Origin of the sequence: Nioella sp. (genome assembly GCF_965215655.1) — a bacterium.
Lineage (GTDB): Bacteria > Pseudomonadota > Alphaproteobacteria > Rhodobacterales > Rhodobacteraceae > Nioella.
This window is the reverse complement of the sequence record NZ_OZ244111.1, coordinates 1,194,828-1,213,047: the sequence shown is the minus strand read 5'-3', so window position 1 is coordinate 1,213,047 and position 18,220 is coordinate 1,194,828. Positions and strand designations below refer to the sequence as shown.

Below are 18,220 nucleotides of genomic sequence, written 5' to 3'. Positions count from 1 at the left end.
GGTCCGGGGACGCCAATCAAGCCTTTGCGAGTTCGCGTTACAGCCAACGCCGGGTTTGTTGAAGATAGCGCCGTGCCTCCAGCCCGAAAGTGTCGACCAGCGCTTCCTCCTCCGGGATGATGAACCGCAGGGTCAGGACCGACACGAATAGCCCCGGCAACAGGATCGGGCTCAGCACCCCAAGCCACAGCACATAGCCCGTCAGCATCGCCACCATGGCAAGGTAGATCGGGTTGCGCGACCAGCGGTATGGCCCCTCCACGATCAGCGCCTTGGGCGTGTGATGCGGCTCGATCGGCGTCTTCTTGCGCCAGAACCAGATCGCCGACCAGCCGATCAGCGCCAGCCCGCCTGCGATCAGCAGCAGTCCAAGCCCCCAGAACAGCGGGCCGAAGGCCACAACAAGCGGCAATTCCCGCGCCAAAAGCCAGGCCGCCGCGCAAAAGCCCGCAAACCAGATCGGCGGCCAATCGGGGAAGCCCTTTAGCATCTGAGCCCCTACCCTTTCACGAAAATCGACAGGTCCTGCGGCAACCCGCTTCCCAGCCAGATCCCGTGATCTCGATGATCGGCCAGCTCATCCCCGCTTTCGGGATGGGCGAAGACGATCAGGCCCCGCCGGTTCAGCGCCAGCCACGGCAACAGCTCGGCGAATTGCGCAGGCGTCGCGGCCAGTTGACAGGACCAGTGCGGATGCGGCCCCACGCAGGTCTCGTGCATCCGCCCCATGACCACGCCGAAACGGTCGCGCGCGGCCTCGCACAGGGCGCGCGCTTGCGCCACCGTGCCCTCATCGAAATAGACATGGGCGTGATAGCCGGTGATCCCGCCCGTATCCCTCATGTCAGCCCGCCGGCCAGCGAGAACCGCAGCGACAGGCAGGACAGACCGCCATCCAGCAACGCCGCCTGCGTCATCGGCAGTTCCACCACGGTGTAGCCCGCCTTGTCCAACCGCTCCACGGTGCGCGGGTGACCGGCGCTGACAAAGACATGATCGTTGAAGCGGATCGCATTGGCCGCCGCATGCTCAAGCGGCGCCGTCTCGATCACCCGGTAGCCGTCGAAACAGCCGGTTGCCGCAAGCTTCGGCGTGGCCAGGATGGTTTCCGCATCCAGAAGACTGCTTTCGGTCTTGAAATGCAGGATATCGGCGGGGGTTTCCACGATCCGCAGGCGGTAGCCCAGATCCTCAACCAGCGGGCGCAGGGCATTGACCCCCTCCAGGTCCGTGCGCGCAGACAGGCCCACCATCACCTCCGTGTCGGAACACAGGATATCGCCCCCATCGACGAAGCCTGTGCCGGGCAGGTCCCGCACCTCGGGGAACATCCCCTCCAGCACCGGTTTCAACGCCTGCGCCTCGCCAAGCCGGGAGGGTGCGCCGGGGCGCAGCACGATGGCCGTGCCCTTCAGGCACAGGGCAGGATCCTCGATGAAGCAGCTGTCGGGGTAATCTTCCAGCGGTTCCAGCACCGTCACCATTGCCCCCGCATGGCGCAGGGCGTCCATATAGGCGGCATGTTCGGCGTCGAAGAGGTCCGGGTCGGGCGCGCCCATGTCAACGGCGCGCAAGCCTTGCGTGCAGGACCGCGCGGGACGGCGGCAGAGGGCATGAGTAAAGCGGAAGGAATGATCGGTCATGGTGGTCACTGTGCCGCCATTCCCGGTCTTGTGCCAGCCGAAAAGGCAGGCCTTACGCTGCGCGTTGCCCGGCCAGCTTCAGCTTGAGCCGCTCCGGTACCTGCCGTGCGCTCATCGCACGCGGGAAAGGCAGTTCCTCCATCTCGGGCACGTCCCCATAAAGCGCGTCGAACTCGGCGAAGTTGTCGAACACCCGCCGCGAGACATTGTCGATGAAGGTCTCGGCGGGCGCGCCGTTTGAGAGGATGATCTCATGCGCCTCGGTCTCGATGTGGTAGACGGTGTAGGTGTCGCCCATCTCCGCCAGAGGCACGCGCGTGATGGTCGTGCCATTCACAAGCGCGCCCGCGTGGCAGATGACGCCATCTACCAGCATCCCGTGATCGGCGGTCACTGTCAGGTCGGAGCGTGGCTGCCCATCTCCAAGAGCCCCCGCCGCGATCCGTACCGGGCGCAGCCGCGCTGCGGGCGCGAAGCGCGGAAACAGGGTCTGCTGCCCGATCCAGCGCACCTGAACAGCCCGGCCATCGGCAGTCAGCACGTCCTCACCGATGCGCAGCGCCTCGACCACTGTCTCCCCGCTCGGGGTCGAGATCATGGTTCCTTCAGCGAAACAGAAGGCAAAACTCGCCCCGGCGTTGATCGCAGGCAAGGTCGAGGGAAAGGTGATCGGTTCGGGATAAGGGTTTAAGACACGGTATCCGCTCGCCGCCTGGAAGACCGGCAGAACCACGTTTTGAAGCAGCGAGTTGACCATGATGACGGTGCCGACGAATGCGCCGAATTCCGTGGGCGAGAACCCACCCCAATTTCCGCCGGTGTCGGTGTCCCCCGTCTCGAACTGTCCGTCTCCGTCCTCATCCGGAATCCATCCAAGTGCGGCGGAATATCCAAGAAAGCTGCCCGCCAGGCTGAACAATGCGTGTTCGAAATAATTGAACATCTCACCCTCCGAAGAAATCAGAAAGCACTACTGTCCAAACGGATAGCGGTTGAGTCAACCTTCGCGGGTCAGGCAACGGCCCTTTCGGCGAGCCGCGCGCGGATCGCAGCAGGCACCTGCCTTGCGCTCATTGCACGCGGATAGGGCAGTTCTTCCATCTCGGGCACGTCGCCATAGAGCGCGTCGAACTCCGCGAAGTTGTCGAAGGCGCGGCGGCTGACATTGTCGATGAACGTCTCGGCAGGCGCGCCGTAGGCAAGAATGATTTCGTGCTCCTCGGTCTCGATGTGATAAACCGTGTAGGTCTCCCCCATCTCCTCCAGGGGAACCTGGGTGATTGTGGTGCCGTTCACCAAGGCCCCGGCATGGCAGATGACGCCGTCGATGAACATCCCATGGTCGGCGGTAACGGTCAGGTCGGCAGTCGGCAGGCCATCCCCCAGAGACCCGGCGGCAAAGCGGACCGGCATCAGCCGCTCGGCAGGCCCAAAGCGCTTGGAAACGGTCTGTCGCCCGATCCACTTGATGGGCACTTCCTTGCCAGTGGCAGTCAGAATCAGATCACCAATAGAAAGCTCTTCAACGGCGGTCCCACCGGTTTGAGTGGCGATGGCTGTCCCCTCCAGAAAGCAGACGGCGTAGGGATAGGAGGTTGACGTCGCCCAAGTCTGATACTGCAGAAATCCGTTATCCGAGAACATGTGAATTGCGCCCCATGGCGCTTCGATCAGCGGAAAGGCCGGGTTGCCCGACCCATCGACGGCATAGCCCAGAAACACGCCGGTGAAGTTGTAGTCGCCACTGACCTGAACGGCATCCCCAACGGCGACGGACCCGTCGATGACTGAATCAGCCTCCGTCAGCGTGTAGTTTCCGCCATCGCGGTTGCTGAGCGTGACATTCCCCGGAGGCGCGCCGCTGGTGATCAGGTAAGCGTATCCAAAGTTCTCTGATGCCATGAGTCCCCCGATCTGCAGGTGATCAGCCGAATACGTGATCACGCAAAAAAAGCAGAGACAGGGTGAAATTGATTGCTGGAGATAGCAATGATCTAGATCAATAAATTACACGCAATATTATTACGCCGTCAGGATAGCTATGCCACACACAGGCTTTGTAGTTTCCTGGTGATCGCCCCCGGCACCTGCCGTGCGCTCATCGCACGCGGATAGGGCAGTTCTTCCATCTCGGGCACGTCGCCATAGAGCGCGTCGAACTCCGCGAAGTTGTCGAAGGCGCGGCGGCTGACATTGTCGATGAACGTCTCGGCAGGCGCGCCGTAGGCAAGAATGATTTCGTGCTCCTCGGTCTCGATGTGATAAACCGTGTAGGTCTCCCCCATCTCCTCCAGGGGAACCTGGGTGATTGTGGTGCCGTTCACCAAGGCCCCGGCATGGCAGATGACGCCGTCGATGAACATCCCATGGTCGGCGGTAACGGTCAGGTCTGCAGTCGGCAGGCCATCCCCCAGAGACCCGGCGGCAAAGCGCACCGGCATCAGCCGCTCGGCAGGGCCAAAGCGGGTGGAGACGGTCTGATACCCGATCCATTTGACCGCAACCAATCTGTCATCGGCGGTAAGGATGAAGTCGCCGATACGAAGGTCTTCAATCGCACACCAACCCTCCGACACAGAGATCCGCGTCCCCTCGGCGAAACAAAACACGAAGGTATCATTGAAATCCACGAGGGCAAAATTGGCAGAATCCGGCAAGGTTTCCCCGGCTTGGGCGAACATCCAAGGCTGATGAAAATCTGTGTCCCTAAACACTGGAAAGGTCGTATCGCCAATCGTTAACGTTCCCCAGTACTCAAGCGTGAAATTGCCGAGAATCGGGTCAGGGCCACCTGGATCAGACCCCTCAAACTGATTGTCGTTGTCCGTGTCCGTTATGACGCCCGGCTGATCTCGTTTGACGCCAACATCCCCCGTTGCCAGAGAATAGCTTGCAAACGAACTATAGGTAAAATCCGACATAAAGGCCCCCGCTCACTAGCTTCAAAAGACAATCACGTGCAATCATAGCAGATGTCAACTAATTTCTTTTTTGACTTCTGCTCTTTCGTTGCTGTCGCTCGTTCCAGATGCGGACCACAACCAGGTGTTCAGTCCCGGTTTCTCAATCAAAAGCCGGCCAAACCCACCGGCTGCTTGAATTCTGCCCGGGTCAAGAGCACACCGCCTCACCGGTAAGCCAGGTCCACTAACGGCTAGACGTAACGCCGGCCGCGACAAACTCCGCACCGCAGCTGAGGTGTTGTTCAAGCAACAAACCCCGGCGTGATGGCCGGGGTTTCGGGATGTTGAAAGTTAATGTGGGCAGACTGCCCACCCTACGAGCGGTCCTTACGACTTCGCCAGGTTGCGCAGCACGTAGTGCAGAACGCCGCCATGTTCGATGTATTCGATCTCGATCGCAGCATTGATCCGGCTCAAGCCGCTTCGGAGGCTCCAAGCTTTCGCCGGATCGCCCCCGGCACCTGCCGTGCGCTCATCGCTCGCGGATAGGGCAGTTCTTCCATCTCGGGCACGTCGCCATAGAGCGCGTCGAACTCCGCGAAGTTGTCGAAGGCGCGGCGGCTGACATTGTCGATGAACGTCTCGGCAGGCGCGCCGTTGGCGAGGATGATCTCGTGCTCCTCAGTCTCGATGTGATAAACCGTGTAGGTCTCCCCCATCTCCTCCAGGGGAACCTGGGTGATTGTGGTGCCGTTCACCAAGGCCCCGGCATGGCAGATGACGCCGTCGATGAACATCCCATGGTCGGCGGTAACGGTCAGGTCGGCAGTCGGCAGGCCATCCCCCAGAGACCCGGCGGCAAAGCGCACCGGCATCAGCCGCTCGGCAGGGCCAAAGCGGGTGGAGACGGTCTGATACCCGATCCACTTCACCTTAACAGCACGACCATCCACGGACATGATTTCATCTCCGATCACAAGGTCCTCAATAAGAACTGAACAGGTCGCTGTGGCAATGCTCGTCCCAGCCAGGAAACAAAAGGCAAATGAACTGGCGGTGAAATTCGTTTGATAGTTGGTCCCTGTAAGGTTTCCCGGATCACTGGGGAAATACACAAAGGACGTCCCCCCGGACTGGAACACCGGTGCGGTTATCCCGTTGATGGTCGTCGTTCCCTCGAATGTTCCTTGCGGAGAGGTATCAAGCGCCTCGAACTGATCGTCATTGTCTGCGTCTGTGATCGTCCCGCCGGCTGTTTGATGAAAGGCGAACGTACCGTCGTTCGTGAAGTATACTCCAAATGATACATAGGAAAAGTCGCTCATAGGCCCCTCGCCTTGCTCGTGTCCAATGGCCAATAGTTGCCAATGACCCTATCAGAGATTGAAACCTTTGCAATTCTGCTGACTGTATGTCATCGGCTTTCTAGTTTCCTTCGGACTGAGCGAAACCGGCATGCATTGCTCGATCATGCCACTTCGCAATGGGCCAGTTTTGCGATGCTCGGCGGGTCCCGTAACTCCAAATTGCCCTGTGCCCAGCGGATCCAGTCGTTGCGCCAGACTCCTGACGGTTGGCGCGAGATCACCTCGCACGCGATGCACAGTTCGTTGCATGAGGGGTGATTGCACCCCGCCCGCTCCGAAACATCATCAGGCGCACCGCGGAGTGTCCAACGCGCTCAGGATTCGCCATGGCACCTGCCGCGCCGACATGGCACGGGGGTAAGGCAGTTCTTCCATCTCGGGCACATCGCCATAGAACGCCTCGAACTCGGCGAAATTGTCGAAGGCCCTGCGCGAGACGTTGTCGATGAAGGTTTCGGCAGGGGCACCGTTGGCAAGGATGATCTCGTGGGCGTCTGTTTCGATGTGGTAGACGGTATAAGTCTCCCCCATCTCCTCCAGCGGAACGCGGGTGATCGTCGTGCCGTTCACCAAAGCGCCCGCGTGACAGATTACGCCATCGACCAGCATCCCGTGATCGGCGGTCACCGTGAGGTCAGACTGCGGCAGGCCATCGCCAAGAGATCCGGCGGCAAAGCGCACAGGCATCAGCCGTTCCGCAGGTCGAAATGCGGCTACGACGGTCTGACGACCAATCCACTTGACCGGCACTGCGCGGCCTTCATGGGTGACGACGCAATCGCCGATCTGGAGGTTTTCGACGGGTGTGGAGCCATCAGGCGTTGATATGCACGTGCCGCCCAGAAAACACGTCGTGAAATCCGCAGTATTGAAAGTCGGGATTGCAGTGCCAGCCGCTAGAGTTGCAACCGCCGGATCCGTCGTTGAGTAGAGATCGTAGTAAGGCCCCTGCCGGCAGACGATATAGACCACCCCATCCTTCTCATAGGTCCCGTAAAACCCATCGGTTACCGAGCCATCGGTGAATGGCTGATTGACGTCTTCACCAGATGTAAAGACCGTGTCACCTGCGCCGTTTCCATCGTCCAACGTGTAGGGGCCGGGCAGTGGGATCGGTGTAAATGTGCCCACCGACTCGTGAAAAGTTCCGTGAAAGTACAAGTTGCCGATCGAAGCCATAGGTGCCAGTTCCCCCAGCCTGAGTTGTGGAGACTGATTCAATTGTTAACGAGCACGTCTTGTTATAGCTAACCTGACCGCTGGTCGGTCAAGCAAGTGTCGGGTAGACAGTTTGCCCACCATCCAGCCATCAGGCCCAAAAGCGCCAAAACCCCGGCACGATGGCCGGGGTTTCGGGGTGTTGAAAGTTAAGGCGGGCAAACTGCCCGCCCTACGAAATCTTACGACTTCGCCAGATTGCGCAGCACGTAGTGCAGAACGCCGCCATGCTCGATGTATTCGATCTCGATCGCGGTATCGATCCGGCATTTCAGCAGGATGTTCTTCACCGTGCCGTCGGACATGGTGATCGCGCAGGGCACTTCCTGCAGCGGCTGGATGGTGTCCAGACCCGAGATCGCCACCGTTTCCTCGCCGGTCAGGCCAAGCGATTTGCGGGTGTCGCCGCCGGTGAACTCGAACGGGATCACGCCCATGCCAACGAGGTTCGAGCGGTGGATGCGCTCGAAGCTTTCGGCGATCACGGCCTTGACGCCGAGCAGAGCGGTGCCCTTGGCGGCCCAGTCACGGGACGACCCCGCGCCATACTGCTCGCCACCGAAGACCACCAGCGGCGTGCCAGCCTCCTGATAGGCCATCGAGGCGTCGAAGATCGAGGTCTGCTGACCATCGGGGCCCTTGGTGTAGCCGCCTTCGACTCCGTCCAGCATCTCGTTCTTGATGCGGATATTGGCGAAGGTGCCGCGCATCATGATCTCGTGGTTGCCGCGACGCGAGCCGTAGGAGTTGAACTCGCGCACCGGAACCTGACGCTCGATCAGGTATTGACCGGCGGGGGTGGTGTCCTTGAACGATCCTGCCGGGCTGATGTGGTCGGTGGTGATCATGTCGCCCAGAAGGGCCAGAACCTTGGCGCCCTCGATATTCGAGATGGTGCCGGGTTCCTTGGACATGCCCTGGAAATAGGGCGGGTTCTGGATGTAGGTCGAGGTGGCGGGCCAGTCATAGGTCTCGGCCTCGGTCACTTCCACGCCCTGCCACTTCTCATCACCTTTGAAGACGTCGGCATATTTCTCCTGGAACGCCTCACGGGTGACGGTCTGGGCGACCAGATCGGCAACCTCCTTGGCGGTCGGCCAGATGTCTTTCAGGTAGACATCCTTGCCCTCGGGGGTCTGGGCAATCGGGTCGGTCGCCAGGTTGATATCCATGGTCCCGGCCAGCGCATAGGCCACCACGAGTGGCGGCGAGGCCAGGTAGTTGGCACGCACATCGGGGCTGATGCGGCCCTCGAAGTTGCGGTTGCCGGACAGGACCGAGGTGGCCACCAGATCGCCTTCGGCAATCGCCTTGGACAGTTCCGGCTGGATCGGGCCGGAGTTGCCGATACAGGTGGTGCAGCCGTAACCCACGAGGTTGAAGCCGACCTTGTCCAGGTCTTCCTGAAGGCCTGCGGCCTCCAGATAGGCGGACACGACCTGCGATCCGGGTGCGAGAGAGGTTTTCACCCAGGGCTTGCGGTTGAGGCCAAGGGCCGCCGCCTTACGGGCAACAAGGCCCGCACCGATCATCACATAGGGGTTCGAGGTGTTGGTGCAGGAGGTGATCGAGGCGATCACGACCTTGCCCGATTCCATGGTGTAATCCTCGCCCTCGACAGCAACCTCTTTGCCCATGGGGCGCTTGAAGGTCTCGGCCATTTCCTTGGCGAAGGCGGCTTTCGCCTCGGTCAGCGCCACGTAATCCTGCGGGCGCTTGGGGCCGGAGATGGCGGGCACGATGGAGCCCATGTCGAGATGCAGCGTGTCGGTGTAGACCGGCGCATAGTCCGCGCCGCGCCAGAAGCCGTTTTCCTTGGCATAGGCCTCGACCAACGCGATCCGGTCCTCGTCACGACCGGTGGTGCGCAGGTAGCGCAGCGTCTCGTCGTCGATCGGGAAGAAACCACAGGTCGCGCCATATTCCGGCGCCATGTTGGCGATGGTGGCCCGGTCCGCCAGCGGCAGATGATCCAGACCCGCGCCGTAGAATTCAACGAACTTGCCCACGACGCCCTTGGCGCGCAGCATTTCGACGACTTTCAGCACAAGGTCGGTGCCGGTGGTGCCTTCGACCATCTCGCCGGTCAGCTCGAACCCGATCACTTCGGGGATCAGCATGGAAATCGGCTGACCCAGCATCGCGGCCTCGGCCTCGATCCCGCCAACGCCCCAGCCCAGAACGGCCGCGCCGTTGACCATGGTGGTGTGGCTGTCGGTGCCAACGAGCGTGTCGGGGTAGGCCACGGTTTCGCCGCTCTGATCCACATCGGTCCAGACGGTCTGGGCCAGGTATTCCAGGTTCACCTGGTGGCAAATGCCGGTGCCCGGCGGCACCACGCGGAAGTTGTTAAAGGCGTTCTGACCCCATTTGAGGAAGGTGTAACGCTCCATGTTCCGCTCATACTCGCGGTCCACGTTCATCTGGAAGGCGCGCGGGTTGCCGAAATAGTCGATCATGACCGAGTGGTCGATGACCAGATCGACAGGGTTCAGCGGGTTGATCTTCTGCGGGTCGCCGCCAAGCGCCTTGATGCCATCACGCATCGCGGCCAGGTCAACCACGGCGGGAACGCCGGTGAAGTCCTGCATCAGAACACGCGCCGGACGATAGGCCAGTTCCCGGTCGCCCTTGCCGCCATTGTCGGCCCAATCGGAAAACGCCTTGATGTCGTCCACAGAGACGGTCTTGCCATCCTCAAAGCGGAGCATGTTTTCCAGCACCACCTTCAGTGCAGCGGGCAGTTTGGAGAATGTGCCAAGCCCGGCAGCCTCGGCGGCGGGGATGGAGTAATAGGCAATGGACTGATCGCCGACCGTAAGCGTTTTGCGGGTCTTTGCGGTGTCCTGACCGACAGTGATGGGCATGGAGAGCCTCCCTCGTTCCAGACGATGTGGGTACGTGCTGCGCGGGCTATGCCAGCATAACAGGAGTCGTTCAAGGGGGGTGCGGCGATTTTGTATGCCGTTGCATACCTAAATGCGCGCTTTTTTCCCGCCCCCTGCCCCATGCGCCGATTTGGACCCGTCGCGGCGCTTCCCCACCGGTCCGGTTTCGGCTAGGGCTGAGGGCATGAGTCTGCGCGTCCATTCCCTGTCCTGCGCCCGCGGCGGCATCCAGGTGCTGACCGGTGTCGGCTTTTCCGTTGCGCCGGGTGAGGCCCTGATCCTGCGCGGCCCCAACGGCGCGGGCAAGACGACGCTGTTGCGCACCCTCGCCGGTCTGACCCCGCCATTGGAGGGCCATATCGACGCGCCCGATGACGGGATCGCCTATGCGGGCCATGCCGACGGGTTGAAGGCGCAGCTTTCCGTTGCCGAGAACCTGCGTTTCTGGGCCGGGGTGTTCGGCGCCACCGGCATTGACGCGGCTGTGGAGGCCTTTGATCTGGCCGACCTGCGGGACCGGCGCGCGGGCAATCTATCCGCCGGACAGAAACGCCGCCTGTCGCTGGCGCGGTTGCTGGTGACGGGGCGGCCCGTCTGGTGCCTCGATGAGCCCACAGTGTCGCTCGATGTGGACAACGTCGCCCGCTTTGCCCGCGCGGTCGAAACCCATCTGTCAAATGGCGGCAGCGCCGTTATCGCCACCCATATCGACCTTGGCCTTCCTACCGCCCGCAGCCTCGACATCGGCCCCTTCACCCGGCGCAACCAACCCGTCAAGGTAGATGAAGCCGACCCCTTCCTGTCGGAGGGCGCGTTGTGATCGGACTTCTTATACGAGATCTTCGCCTTGCGATCCGCGCAGGTGGCGGGTTCGGGCTTGGCCTCGCCTTCTTCTTAATCGTCACCGTCCTGATGCCCTTCGGCATCGGCCCCGAAACCGGAATGATCACCCGCATCGCCCCCGGCATCCTCTGGATCGGCGCGCTGCTGGCCTGCCTTCTGTCGCTCGACCGGATCTTCGCGCTGGATTGGGAAGACGGGTCTCTGGAACTGCTCGCCACATCGCCCCTGCCGCTGGAGGCGGTCGCGGGTATCAAGGCGCTGGCCCATTGGATCACCACTGGCCTGCCTCTTGTTGCCGCCGCACCGGTGCTGGCGATCCTGCTGAACCTGCCGCCCGAAGGGTTCCCCTGGCTCATCGCCTCGCTGGCGCTTGGGACCCCTGCCCTGTCGGCCATCGGCACTTTCGGCGCGGCACTCACGGTCGGCCTGAAACGCGGCGGACTTCTTCTATCCCTTCTTGTATTGCCGCTTTACGTCCCCACCCTGCTGTTCGGGGCCGAGGCCGCCCGCCGAGGCGCAGAAGGCATGGATGCGCTGACGCCCCTTGCTTTGCTGGCCGGAATCACCTGCCTCGCCGCCGCCGCCATGCCCTTCGCCGCCGCCGCCGCCCTCCGCGTCAATCTGCGCTAGGGGCGCGGCAACCGAACCCATTGTTAGCGCAACAATCGCACCGTAAGTTGCGGCCCATGTCGATCTGGGAATATGCAAATCCACGCAAGTTCATGGCCACCTCGGGCGCGCTTCTGCCCTGGGTGTCTGCGATTGCGGCTATTCTTGTGATCGGGGGGCTGATCTGGGGCTTCTTCTTCACCCCCGACGATTTTCGCCAGGGATCGACCGTCAAGATCATCTATATCCATGTTCCCGCCGCGATCATGGGATCGAGCGCGTGGTTCATGATGCTGGTGACCTCGCTCATCTGGCTGATCCGCCGCCACCATGTCAGCGCATTGGCCGCCAAGGCCGCCGCGCCCGTGGGGATGGTGTTCACGCTTATCGGGTTGATCACCGGCGCGATCTGGGGCCAGCCGATGTGGGGGACATGGTGGGAGTGGGACCCGCGCCTGACCGCGTTCCTGATCCTCTTCCTCTTCTATCTGGGTTACATGGCGCTCTGGGAAGCGGTGGAAAACCCCGATGCGGCCGCTGACCTGACCAGCGTTCTGTGCCTTGTTGGCACCGTCTTTGCAGTCATATCGCGCTATGCGCTTCTGTTCTGGAACCAGGGGCTGCATCAGGGCGCGTCACTGTCGATGGACGCGGAGGAAAACGTGGCCGATGTCTTTGCCTATCCACTCTGGACCTGCATCATTGGCTTCGTGTTCCTGTTCGTGGCTCTTGTGCTCTACCGCACCAGAACCGAGATCCGCGCCCGCCGTCTGCGCGCGCTCATTCAGCGCGAGAGGATGGCCTGATGCCTGATCTGGGCCGCTACGCCACCGAAGTTCTCTCCGCCTATGCCGGGGCGATTGCCCTGCTGGCGCTGTTGATCGCCGCCTCGGTCTGGAAGGCCCGCAAGGTCCTGCGCCAACTGCGCGAGGCCGAAAACCGCAGGGATAGCTCCGCATGAAATTCAACTGGCTCATGGTGCTGCCGCTGGTCCTGACCCTCGGCTTTTTCGGGGTGGCCGCCACGCAGCTGATGAACAATCAGGACGATCAGGCGCAGGGGGTGGATACCGACTCGCTGCCCTCGACCCGCGAAGGCAACCCCGCCCCGCCGCTTGACCTGAGCCCGCTGGCGCAGTTCGAGGGACTTTCGGACGAGGACCTGCGCGGCAATGGGCTGATCATCCTGAACTTCTGGGCCAGCTGGTGCCCCCCCTGCCGGGCCGAACACCCGACGCTGACTGCGCTGGCCGAGGCCGGGAACCCGCTCTTCGGCATCAACTACCGCGATCAGCCATCGCAAGCGCTGTCCTTTCTGGAGGATCTGGGCAACCCCTATGACCGGATCGGCGCCGACCCCGAGGCCCGCAATGGCCGCGACTGGGGCGTTGTGGCGATGCCCGAGACCTTTTTCATCAATGACGAGGGCGTGGTCGTCCTGCATTTCCGTGGCCCCATCGTCCAACGCAGCCTGCGAAACCAGGTGATCCCGGCCCTGGCCGAGGCGGGGTATGAGTTGGCGCTGCCCGAAGAATAGGGCGAAAAAGGCGTTTCGAAACGCCTTTCCCAAGGGCTTTCGAAAGCCCTTTGTCGCGCGCGGCCTCCAATCCTGAGAACAACTTCCTGTCGTGCGGGACCTGCGAGAACGCCCGGCCTGCGATCGGCTGTCTTGCCATGACAACCGTTCTTCGCATTGCCGGGTGCTTGTTCGCCTTTGCCCCATAACCTAAAGATTGCGGGATTTCTGTTCTTGGAGGAACCCCATCATGTCCGACGGCCCCAGCTACGGCTTCGATACGCTTCAGATCCACGCAGGCGCCCGGCCCGATCCGGCCACCGGCGCGCGGCAGACGCCGATCTACCAGACCACGGCCTATGTGTTCCGCGATGCGGAACATGCCGCCGCGCTCTTTAACCTGCAGGAAGTGGGCTACATCTATTCGCGCCTGACAAACCCCACTGTCGCCGTTCTGCAGGAACGGATCGCGACGCTGGAAGGCGGCGTTGGCGCGGTGTGCTGCTCCTCGGGCCACGCGGCGCAGATCATGGCGCTTTTTCCGCTGATGCAGCCGGGCTGCAACGTGGTGGCATCGACCCGGCTCTATGGCGGCACCGTTACCCAGTTCAGCCAGACCATCAAGCGCTTCGGCTGGTCCGCGAAATTCGTCGATTTCGACGATCTCGACGCGGTGAAAGACGCTATCGACGACAACACCCGCGCGGTCTTCGGTGAGTCCATCGCCAACCCCGGCGGTTACATCACCGATATCCGCGCCATTGCCGATATCGCCGATGCGGCCGGTGTGCCGCTCATCATCGACAACACCTCGGCCACGCCTTACCTGTGCAACCCGATTTCGCTCGGCGCGACGCTGGTCGTGCATTCGACAACGAAATACCTGACCGGCAACGGCACCGTCACGGGCGGCTGCATCGTCGATTCCGGCCAGTTCAACTGGTCCGCCTCCGACAAGTTCCCGTCGCTGTCACAGCCCGAGCCCGCCTATCACGGGCTGAAGTTTCACGAGACATTCGGGCCGCTGGCCTTCACCTTCCACGGCATCGCCATCGGTCTGCGCGATCTGGGCATGACGATGAACCCGCAGGCGGCGCATTACACGCTGATGGGGATCGAGACGCTGTCGCTGCGCATGGAACGTCATGTTGAGAACGCGATGACGGTCGCCACCTGGCTGGAAAATGACCCGCGCGTGGAATACGTGACCTATGCCGGGCTGGACTCTTCGCCCTATTCGGCGCGCATCCCCTCGGTCTGCCCCAAGGGTGCCGGCGCTTTGTTCACCTTTGCGGTGAAGGGCGGCTACGAGGCCTGCGTGAAGCTGGTCGACAGCCTGGAGATTTTCAGCCACGTCGCCAATCTGGGCGATACAAGGTCGCTGATCATCCACTCGGCCTCGACCACGCACCGGCAATTGACGCCGGAACAGCAGGAAGCCGCGGGCGCGGCTCCGAATGTGGTGCGCGTGTCGATCGGGATCGAGAACGCCGAGGATCTGATCGCCGATCTGGATCAGGCGCTGGCCAAGGCGACGGCCTGAGCGGAGAGGGTGGAGGGGGCTCTGCCCCCGTCGCCTTTCGGCGACTCCCCCGAGGTATTTTCGCCAAGGTGAAAAAGAGGGCGCGCGCGTTAAGGTTAACGGCGCGCCCTTCACCTTTCGGAAACCGGAGTAACGGGTGGGTGCGACCTGTCCAAAAAGGGCAGAAGTTCCAGATTTTCCGGGCAGGTGAGCCTATCTGTTAACTTTCCTTTGATCTTATGCGTGAACAGCTTAGGATGAATTCCGCCCACCCGCCCATGGCGCGCGGGCATCGGGTTTTGCTTGCGCACGTTCTGCGATACAGAGCGAGGGTTAGGCAGGGGGCCCGGTAATCATTACGGCCCCGATCTTCAGAGGACCTGAATGGCACCAAATTTCGCGCTGTTCCTTTCGCCCGAGGGCATTGCCCTGGCGCATCGTCAGCCCGGAGGCCACTGGGCCGTTCTGGGCGATACCGCTTTGGATGTACCCGATCTGGGGGCGTCCCTGCTGGTCCTGCGCAAACTGGCCGAGCAGCGGGCAGGCAAGGATTTCGAAACACTTCTGATCCTGCCCGATGATCAGATTCTCTATACCTCGCTGACCGCCCCCGGCCCGGATGAAGAGGACCGGCTGGAGCAGATCCGCGCCGGGCTTGACGGGCTGACGCCCTACCCTGTCGACGATCTCGTTTTCGACTGGTTCCCGCTGGAGGATGGCCGCGTCAAGCTGGCCGTGGTCGCCAAGGAAACGCTGGAAGAGGCCCGTGACTTCGCGACCGGTCATGGATTCGCGCCTGCGGGCTTCGGCGCGCGGCCGCTGGACAACCGCTATCGCGGCGTGGCGCATTTCGACCGTTCGATCGACTGGACCGCCGATATCCCCGATATCGAGTTCGGTCATGATACCTGGCACAGCCCCCGCAAGGCTGCGGACGCGTCGGAAGAGCCCGCCGATACGGAGATTTCGCCGGACGCGGGTTCGGACGCTCCCGCCATGGCAGCCCCCCAGGACGATGACAGCGGTGAGCCCGACGCGGCAGCAGCCCCTGTGGCGCCCGACGCGGACGCCACGCCCGATATCCCGGACCCCGGCGAAGAGCCTCCCGAGGCTGCGGACACCCCCGATGATCCCAATGAAGACCTGCAGTCGGCCGGACCGGAACAGCCCGAGACACCCGATGTTTCAGGGTCTCTTGCTGAAGCGGCGCAGCCCACGCCGCTGGAACTGGAAAGCGAAGCCGCCGCAGAAGAGGAAACCGCGCCCGACAGCGCCCCGCCCGGAGATGGCGACACCTCCGGCAGCGACCCGGCCCCTGACGTGGACCCGTCCCCGACGGCGGAAGCGTTGCAGATGCCAGCAGGGTTCGGATCGCGGCGCAAACATGCCGAGCCGGAAGCGGCGGGCAGTCTGGTTCGGACCCGCAAGTCGCGCTTTGGCCCCGGTGCGGAAACGGCTGCCGATGCGGCCACCGCCAAGGAACCCGCCCTGCCGCGTGAGCGCAAGGACGAAGCCGAAGGAAAGACTGAACCGGTGTTCGGCCGGGCTGCGCGCAAGGCTGGCAGACAGGCGGAGGCCGCGGCGCCCGGCGCTGCGGACGGTGCGAAACAGGCCCCGGCGCGCCCTCCCCGTGCGGGGCCAGAGCCGCAATTGCCGCCGCTGGCACGCCTCAAGTCGCAGATTGCCTCCCGCACCCCCGATGACGCGCCCGCCCCCGGCCATAATCCCTTTGCCGGGCCGCCGCCGAGCCTGCGCGGCGACAAGACCTCGCTGAAGGACCGGATGGCCGGGATCGGGCGCCAGTTGACCGAAGGCACGGGAAAGGCGCGGGATGCGGCCTCGGGCCTGACCGGCCGCTTGTCTGGCGGACGCTCGTCCATTGGCAATCGGCTCCGCGCGCTTGGCAAGGGCGAGGCGGAAGATGCTGCACCGCTTGCGCCCGCGGCGGACAAGGCGGACAAGGCGGCAGCCGCGCCGACGTCGCAGGTCAAGCCCGCCACCACGACGGATCTGGCGCCCCCCGCAGCAGATCCAAAACCCCGCAAGGGTCTGGGCAAGCTTGGCCGAAAGAAAAATCCGGACCCCGCCGCCACGGCGCAAACCATGGCCGCGACCGACACGATTGCGCCGCCGCCGCCCGAAGATACGCCGCGCCGCCGATTTTCGCCGCCCAAACGCAATCGGAATGCCCCGAAGATCGCCGATGCCGATGCCCCGATCATGGGCGGGCTTCTGGCACGTGGGTCGGTGGCCACAGGCCGCAACGGCCCCTCGGTCAAGACCGGGCTGATCCTGACGCTGATCCTGCTGGCGGTGCTGGGGCTGGTGGGGATCTGGGCCGCGTTTTACCTGCCGGAAACCGCGCTTGGCCGCTGGATGGGCATGGGCAGCGAAGATGAAATCATCATCGCCGATACCGAACCCGAGGTTCTGGATACACCGCTGCTGGCCACGCCCTCGCCCTCTGCCGAGGATGCGCCCGAGGTCATGGCAAGCCTGGCGCCAGAGGACGCGCCAAGCCCGCCGGTGGTGGCCCCCGTGGCGCCGGACCTGCTGCCCGATATCGACGCAGAGGATCTCGACCTTGGCCCCGCGCCCGTGGCCTCTCCGGTGATCGACCCCGAAACCGTGTTGCCCTCGGAAGAGGAGAACGCCAATTTCTACGCCCGCACCGGCATCTGGCAGCGCCCTCCGGTCATCACCCTACCCGATCCCGAACCCGTGCTGGAAGAGCTGATCTTCGCAGGGCTGGACCCGGCGGTGGCCGCCCATGACGCCTACGCGCTGCCGGTGCCCGATTTCCAACCCTCGCGCGACATGCCCACGGCCCCCGCCGATTCCGGCCTGTCCGGGCCGCTTCTGGCGCTCGATCCCGAAACAATGGTCGTGCCGACGCCCGAGGGGGCCATGACCCCCTATGGCATTCTCGTCTATGCCGGGGCACCGCCGGTGGCTGCGGTTCCGCGCCCCCGCGATGCGCCCGCGGCTGTTGCCGCCGCTGCCGCTGAGGCCGCTGCCGAAGCGGTGACCGAAGAGCTGCCCGAAACCGAACTGGCCGCAGCCGAATCCGCCACCGAAGACCCTGACGCCATCCCCCCCGGCGCGGTCGATACGGCGCTGTTGCAGGCCTTCCGCCCCGAATCCCGCCCCGATGACCTACAGGAACAACGCGAACGCGCGGTCCTTGGGGGCATCACTTTTGACGAGCTCGCGCAGATCCGCCCCGAGAGCCGTCCCCTGTCGCTTCAGGAAGAGGCCGCTGCTGCGGCTGAAGAAGCGGCAGCGGACGCCTCTCCCGGCGATGTGACATCGGCCAGCGACCTGGCGGTTGCGGTGTCCTTCCTGCCCAATCAGCGGCCCGCCAATATCGGCACGCTGGTCGAACAGGCGCGTGCGGCGGGCAATAGCGGTCCGGCCCCGCCGGTGGCGGCCAGCGCTTCGGATACGATCGAGCCCGACATCCCCAGTTCTGCTTCGGTCACCCGCGCGGCGGCAGAGGATGGCAGCATCAACCTGCGCAACCTGAACCTGATCGGTGTCAGCGGCTCCTCCGGATCGCGCCGGGCGCTGGTGCGTCTGCCGTCCGGTCGGTTCGTGACGGTCGAGGTTGGCGACAGGCTGGATGGCGGTCAGGTCGCGGCGATCGGAGAAAGTTCGCTTCAATATGTGAAACGTGGCCGCACGATCACGCTTCAGGTGCCTGCGGGCTGAT

General features: G+C 63.2%; 16 protein-coding genes. 7 read left to right on the top strand and 9 right to left on the bottom strand.

Annotation, left to right across the window (positions count from 1 at the left end):
- Positions 1-37: 37 nt before the first annotated feature.
- The 9 genes from ACOOEX_RS06245 to acnA form a co-directional block, all read right to left on the bottom strand.
- Positions 38-490 (bottom strand): methyltransferase family protein, encoded by a 453-nt coding sequence (locus tag ACOOEX_RS06245; RefSeq protein WP_420397614.1) that lies wholly within the window; start codon positions 488-490, stop codon positions 38-40.
- Positions 491-498: 8 nt separating this feature from the next.
- A complete protein-coding gene (locus ACOOEX_RS06240) occupies positions 499-843 on the bottom strand; it encodes a DOPA 4,5-dioxygenase family protein (RefSeq protein WP_420397613.1) in 345 nt (114 codons plus the stop codon).
- Positions 840-1,643 carry a dimethylarginine dimethylaminohydrolase family protein gene (locus tag ACOOEX_RS06235; RefSeq protein ID WP_420397612.1) on the bottom strand — a complete coding sequence of 268 codons (804 nt, stop codon included), beginning with the start codon at positions 1,641-1,643 and terminating at the stop codon, positions 840-842. Before ACOOEX_RS06235 ends, ACOOEX_RS06240 begins: the two co-directional genes overlap by 4 nt.
- 52 nt (positions 1,644-1,695) lie before the next feature.
- Positions 1,696-2,586 (bottom strand): Hint domain-containing protein, encoded by an 891-nt coding sequence (locus ACOOEX_RS06230; RefSeq protein ID WP_420397611.1) that lies wholly within the window; start codon positions 2,584-2,586, stop codon positions 1,696-1,698.
- Positions 2,587-2,654: 68 nt separating this feature from the next.
- Entirely contained in the window at positions 2,655-3,545 is an 891-nt protein-coding gene (locus tag ACOOEX_RS06225; RefSeq protein ID WP_420397610.1) for a Hint domain-containing protein, read from the bottom strand.
- Positions 3,546-3,682: 137 nt separating this feature from the next.
- Entirely contained in the window at positions 3,683-4,564 is an 882-nt protein-coding gene (locus ACOOEX_RS06220) for a Hint domain-containing protein (RefSeq protein WP_420397609.1), read from the bottom strand.
- Positions 4,565-5,019: 455 nt separating this feature from the next.
- On the bottom strand, positions 5,020-5,871 hold the full coding sequence (locus ACOOEX_RS06215) for a Hint domain-containing protein (RefSeq protein WP_420397608.1): 852 nt from the start codon (positions 5,869-5,871) through the stop codon (positions 5,020-5,022).
- A gap of 327 nt (positions 5,872-6,198) precedes the next feature.
- Positions 6,199-7,044: a Hint domain-containing protein gene (locus tag ACOOEX_RS06210; protein ID WP_420397607.1), complete on the bottom strand. Its 846-nt coding sequence runs from the start codon at positions 7,042-7,044 to the stop codon at positions 6,199-6,201.
- Between the two features lie 269 nt (positions 7,045-7,313).
- Positions 7,314-9,998: an aconitate hydratase AcnA gene (gene acnA, locus ACOOEX_RS06205; protein ID WP_420397606.1), complete on the bottom strand. Its 2,685-nt coding sequence runs from the start codon at positions 9,996-9,998 to the stop codon at positions 7,314-7,316.
- A gap of 205 nt (positions 9,999-10,203) precedes the next feature.
- Between acnA and ccmA the strand changes: the two genes are divergently transcribed.
- The 7 genes from ccmA to ACOOEX_RS06170 all read left to right on the top strand — a co-directional run bounded on the left by ccmA (position 10,204) and on the right by ACOOEX_RS06170 (position 18,219).
- A complete protein-coding gene (ccmA, locus tag ACOOEX_RS06200) occupies positions 10,204-10,839 on the top strand; it encodes a heme ABC exporter ATP-binding protein CcmA (RefSeq protein WP_420397605.1) in 636 nt (211 codons plus the stop codon).
- Entirely contained in the window at positions 10,836-11,492 is a 657-nt protein-coding gene (gene ccmB, locus ACOOEX_RS06195) for a heme exporter protein CcmB (protein WP_420397604.1), read from the top strand. The genes ccmA and ccmB overlap by 4 nt, the downstream gene beginning before the upstream one ends.
- 56 nt (positions 11,493-11,548) lie before the next feature.
- Positions 11,549-12,277, top strand: a complete 729-nt coding sequence (locus tag ACOOEX_RS06190; RefSeq protein ID WP_420397603.1) for a heme ABC transporter permease — start codon at positions 11,549-11,551, stop codon at positions 12,275-12,277.
- On the top strand, positions 12,277-12,432 hold the full coding sequence (ccmD, locus tag ACOOEX_RS06185; RefSeq protein WP_420397602.1) for a heme exporter protein CcmD: 156 nt from the start codon (positions 12,277-12,279) through the stop codon (positions 12,430-12,432). The genes ACOOEX_RS06190 and ccmD overlap by 1 nt, the downstream gene beginning before the upstream one ends.
- Positions 12,429-13,007 carry a DsbE family thiol:disulfide interchange protein gene (locus tag ACOOEX_RS06180; protein WP_420397601.1) on the top strand — a complete coding sequence of 193 codons (579 nt, stop codon included), beginning with the start codon at positions 12,429-12,431 and terminating at the stop codon, positions 13,005-13,007. Before ccmD ends, ACOOEX_RS06180 begins: the two co-directional genes overlap by 4 nt.
- Before the next feature lie 229 nt (positions 13,008-13,236).
- Positions 13,237-14,529: an O-acetylhomoserine aminocarboxypropyltransferase/cysteine synthase family protein gene (locus ACOOEX_RS06175; RefSeq protein WP_420397600.1), complete on the top strand. Its 1,293-nt coding sequence runs from the start codon at positions 13,237-13,239 to the stop codon at positions 14,527-14,529.
- A 363-nt stretch (positions 14,530-14,892) separates the two neighbouring features.
- On the top strand, positions 14,893-18,219 hold the full coding sequence (locus tag ACOOEX_RS06170) for a hypothetical protein (RefSeq protein WP_420397599.1): 3,327 nt from the start codon (positions 14,893-14,895) through the stop codon (positions 18,217-18,219).
- The last annotated feature ends 1 nt before the right edge of the window (position 18,220 follow it).